Annotated in this window: 2 protein-coding genes; both read right to left on the reverse strand. The window is 62.7% G+C overall.

What is annotated here, in order from left to right; translation table 11 throughout:
- Positions 1-533: hypothetical protein (locus J0I64_RS22420; protein ID WP_291412491.1), on the reverse strand; the 533-nt coding region annotated here is incomplete at its 3' end.
- Positions 534-557: 24 nt separating this feature from the next.
- Positions 558-1,012 (reverse strand): MFS transporter (locus J0I64_RS22425; RefSeq protein WP_291412494.1); only part of this gene is annotated, 455 nt, incomplete at its 5' end.

The following is a 1,012-nucleotide window of genomic DNA, read 5'->3' on the forward strand; positions in this document are numbered from 1 at the left end:
CGGTTGAGGGGCAACATCGGCAGCGCGAGGCGAGCCAGGCCGACCAATGCATCCAACTCGCCGTCCGTAAAGAGGCCGGTGGAGCGATGGCGCGCGACATTGATGACGCGCCAGGCCTGTGGTCCGCGCTGGATGATCGAGACGCGCTCAACGATACCGGCCTGATCGAAGAAGCGCCTGCGGAACTCATTGGAGCTGATGTCCGGCGGGCGGATGCGCTGGATGGCAAGGTCGCTCACGCACGGCGCTGCGCTATAGGCGTCGCAAACCGGGTCGATATTGTGATAATGCTGGCTATAGGCCGGCAGCATTGCTTCCACACGTGGTTCGCCGAAGAAATATTGCAGGTCGCTGGTTTCTCTGCCCGTCGCCTCGAACAGGTAAATTCTGCGCGCGCCACCGGTGACCGTCATCACCGAATCATGGACGGCGGTGCCGAACTGGTCGGTCCCGGCGGTTTCCAGCAAGCGTTCATAGATGGCACCCATGGAGACGGGGGCGCGCCATTCCTCGATCTTGCGGATGTAGGACATTCAGCTCTCCTGCCGCCTCTCGGATTATACCCCCTCAGTCGCGACTCCACGCCTCTTGAACACCTTCATGGCGATCAACGCAATCGCTGCCGCGATGGCCGGCACCGCAAAGGAGGCCAGAATGGTGGTCTCCGCAATGCCCGCCTCGAGCTGCGCGCCAATCAGGACCGGCGCCGCGACCGTTCCGATGCGGCCGACACTCTTGGCCCATCCGATACCGGTCGATCGCAGGCGCGGCGGGTAGAAGCTGGCGAGGATGACATTCACGCCGCCATAAGCGCCCAAAGCGAAGAAGCCGCAGGCTGCCAGAACGAGTTGAAGGATCAAGGCCGAGGACGCGCCCCCAATCTGGCCGGCCACGAAGAAGAACGCTGCTGCGATGAGCAGGGACGAGACGAGAACGCGAAACGCGCCGTAGCGGTCGATCAAAAGGCCCATGCACAGCGCTGCAGCAATGCCGCCGAAGGAAAAGATGGAGA

The sequence above is a fragment of the Devosia sp. genome, from assembly GCF_017307565.1.
GTDB lineage: Bacteria > Pseudomonadota > Alphaproteobacteria > Rhizobiales > Devosiaceae > Devosia.